Source organism: Mucilaginibacter sp. (assembly GCF_036383575.1).
Classification (GTDB): domain Bacteria; phylum Bacteroidota; class Bacteroidia; order Sphingobacteriales; family Sphingobacteriaceae; genus Mucilaginibacter.
Window position 1 is genome coordinate 1 of record NZ_DASVOB010000757.1, and the last position, 3,118, is coordinate 3,118.

Sequence of the window (3,118 nt, forward strand, 5' to 3'; positions counted from 1 at the left end):
ATCCCCTAAATACAGAGAGACTTGCTTGGTCATTCTGTACAGTTCGCGATTGCTTCGTACCTCGCAATGACGATGGTTAATATTTTCGCATAACTTCAATAATTTATTTCTCATAGCCGCGTTAACTATAATCATAGTTAACAATCTAACCAATGCCTAAACTGATTACCCTGCTGCTGTCACTCCTGTTGATAGCACTTCCAAAACCCGAGATCCCCGATAGCAAACGGGCCGGCGATGTTCGCGCCAAAGTATGGCCTAAGCTTCAGAAAGAACTTAAAGACAGAGGCTTTAAAACTCATAGTTCTATCTACATCCGCATCATTAAAGACATCAGTATGCTGGAGGTTTGGGTGCAATCGGGTAAAAAATACGAGTTGTTCAAGAGTTATGATGTATGTTCATACTCTGGTGGTTTAGGTACCAAAACCCGTAACGGTGACGGCAAAAGTCCGGAGGGATTTTATACCATCGAACCAAAACAGCTTAACCCGGTAAGTAATTATTACCTGGCCATTAATGTTGGTTATCCTAACAAAGTTGAGCAATTAAAAGGCTATACCGGCAATGCTATTATGGTTCACGGTCATTGTGCATCTATCGGTTGTTATGCCATGACCGATGCCCGGATCGAAGAAATTTACACCCTGGTTTACGAGGCATTTACCACCGGTCAAAAACAGATACGTGTTGACATTTTCCCGTTCCGGATGGACAATGCGCGTCTGAAACTTTATAGCGCTTACTATCCTAACCAGGTCTATTTTTGGCGTACACTTAAACCGGGATACGATCTGTTTGAGGAACAGCAGATACCTGTGGAGTATCATATCAAGGGAAACAATTATGCTTTTTGATAATTTTGAAGCACGAATAAACTATAAAAAAGCACATTATACATAATAAAAACTATGTCATTGCGAGCGTAGCGTGGCAATCGCACGGAAGCAGAGTCGCTCTGTATAGTATGCGATTGCTTCGTCGTTCCTCCTCGCAATGACATAAAATTGTTTGTTGTCCACAGATCACACCTCATTCCATCAACAACACCGTTAAAGCCTCCACTACCCTTTCCTCATCAAGTAGTTGTTTGGCTTTTAAGTGTAACTGCAACTCTCGTGTTTGGCTATCGCCGATGGTGGCGTCAAGTACTTCTTTTATTTCGGGAGTAAGCGCAAATACTTCGATAGCTTCATCGGTAGGTATGGCTTCCAAATTACCCAACTGTCCGAGGTTATTACCGGTAAGCACCCTTGAATTACGGATAGCATAAGGCAGTGCATCAACCCCTATACCAATTTTAGTGTTTGGTTTGGCTACTTTAAACAGGTTGTCTTTAGTAACACGACAATACCAATCTCCGCCGAGGCGGGCTACCAGGTCTATTTTTGCCTGGTCTATTTTGCCGTCTGCGTCTAAAACGGCATCGCTGATGTGGATCAGCTTAATTTCGGCAAGTACAAGGTTCCCGGCGCCATAACTTTGCCCCAATTCAATTACCTCATTCACCACACATTCCAGCTGTACATATGATTCGGCCACGCGAGGCGGTTTCACCAATTGCGACGGTACCGGTGTTAATCCTGATTTGATAAACTCATTAATGCCCTGCGGATATTCTACACTCGAGAGCGAAGTTTGCTGCACCATATCGTGATTAACGATATTGATCACACATTCGGGCACTTCCCTGATATTTTCGAGTGTATGTTTCGTGGTATTATCCCTCACCCTGCGCGATGGCGAGAATACACAAATGGGCGGATTAACGCTGAAAATATTAAAATAGCTGAAAGGGCTCAGATTAATATTCCCGGCCTTATCAACTGTAGAGGCCAGGCAAATCGGTCGTGGTGCTACCGCAAAATTCAGGTAGCTTTGAAGTTGAACAGGCGAAAGATCGGATATGTTAATGGTGGGCATGGATAAAATATTATAAAACATGTCATTGCGAGCGCAGCGTGGCAATCGCATACTATACAGAGCGGCTTTGCTTACGTGCGGTTGCCACGCTGCGCTCGCAATGACATAATTATTTGCAATGACTTGGGATATTATTGGTCTATTTCTTCAGCTTCAAAATCGAAAAATCACTATCAGCTTTCTCAATAATATTACCCAACATGCCCAATCCGGTGATCTCCATTTCAACCAGGTCGCCGGGTTGCAGCCATTGCGGTTCATAGTCGGCGTTATTGAGTACACCGGTGCCATTCAGTTCAAGGAAGCAACCGGTACCAACCGTGCCCGAACCTATCACATCGCCAGGCAAAACATCACAACCATAGGCAGCGCGCTCAATGATCTCTGCAAAAGTCCAGTCCATATCAGCCATATTACCTGCCGATACCTGTTTGCCATTCACCACGCATTTCATTTCAAGATTATAAGCATTCCCTGTATGCCCGGGTTTCGCAGGCACTTTGTATTGCTCCAGTTCATCAGGAGTCACCAGCCACGGACCAATCACTGTCGAAAAATCCTTGCCCTTTGCTGGGCCAAGGTTCAGCAGCATCTCTTCCATTTGTAAGGTACGGGCGCTCATATCGTTCATGATCATATATCCTGCTATAAAACTATCGGCTTCAGCTGCTGTAATGTTACGGCCTTTTTTATTGAGCACCACGGCCACTTCCAGCTCAAAATCGAGCTTTTGAAAATGATCGGGCATACATTCAATTTCGCCGGGGCCTTGTATGGCATTGTGATTGGTAAAATAAAATATAGGGTACTGGTCAAACTCCGGTATCATATCCAGCTTTCGGTTACGCCTTGCCGACGCCACGTGCTGCCTGAACGCATAACCATCGCGGCATGATGTTGGGTGCGGCACCGGGGCCGTCAACTCAAAAAACAATTCTTCCTTAGCCTCTATCTTTCCCGAACGGATATCTTCATTAGCCCGTGCGGCATGCTCCATCAGTTCGGGCCCTCCCCATAAAAATTCATTCATATTATCGGGGATCAGCTTATCGCAGGAGTTTAAATTATAGATGTGGCCATTAACAAAAACACCAAGATGTTCGCGGTCTTCAGTTTTATAGGATACTAATTTCATAGAGTAGCTTAATTGGTATAATCAAAGCTAATGATTTTGGTTGAGGGTTTATGAGGTGAA

3 protein-coding genes are annotated in these 3,118 nt (G+C 44.4%); 1 reads left to right on the plus strand and 2 read right to left on the minus strand.

Annotated features, from left to right (window positions below):
- The first annotated feature begins 152 nt into the window (after nucleotides 1-152).
- The gene (locus VF500_RS27040) at nucleotides 153-857 is read left to right on the plus strand and encodes a L,D-transpeptidase family protein (protein WP_330862649.1); all 705 of its coding nucleotides are present in this window, start codon (nucleotides 153-155) and stop codon (nucleotides 855-857) included.
- A 175-nt stretch (nucleotides 858-1,032) separates the two neighbouring features.
- Here the strand turns inward: VF500_RS27040 and VF500_RS27045 are convergent, their stop codons facing one another.
- Both VF500_RS27045 and VF500_RS27050 read right to left on the minus strand, forming a co-directional pair.
- Nucleotides 1,033-1,923: a flavin reductase family protein gene (locus VF500_RS27045; protein WP_330862650.1), complete on the minus strand. Its 891-nt coding sequence runs from the start codon at nucleotides 1,921-1,923 to the stop codon at nucleotides 1,033-1,035.
- A gap of 139 nt (nucleotides 1,924-2,062) precedes the next feature.
- Nucleotides 2,063-3,058: a fumarylacetoacetate hydrolase family protein gene (locus tag VF500_RS27050; RefSeq protein WP_330862651.1), complete on the minus strand. Its 996-nt coding sequence runs from the start codon at nucleotides 3,056-3,058 to the stop codon at nucleotides 2,063-2,065.
- Nucleotides 3,059-3,118 lie beyond the last annotated feature (60 nt).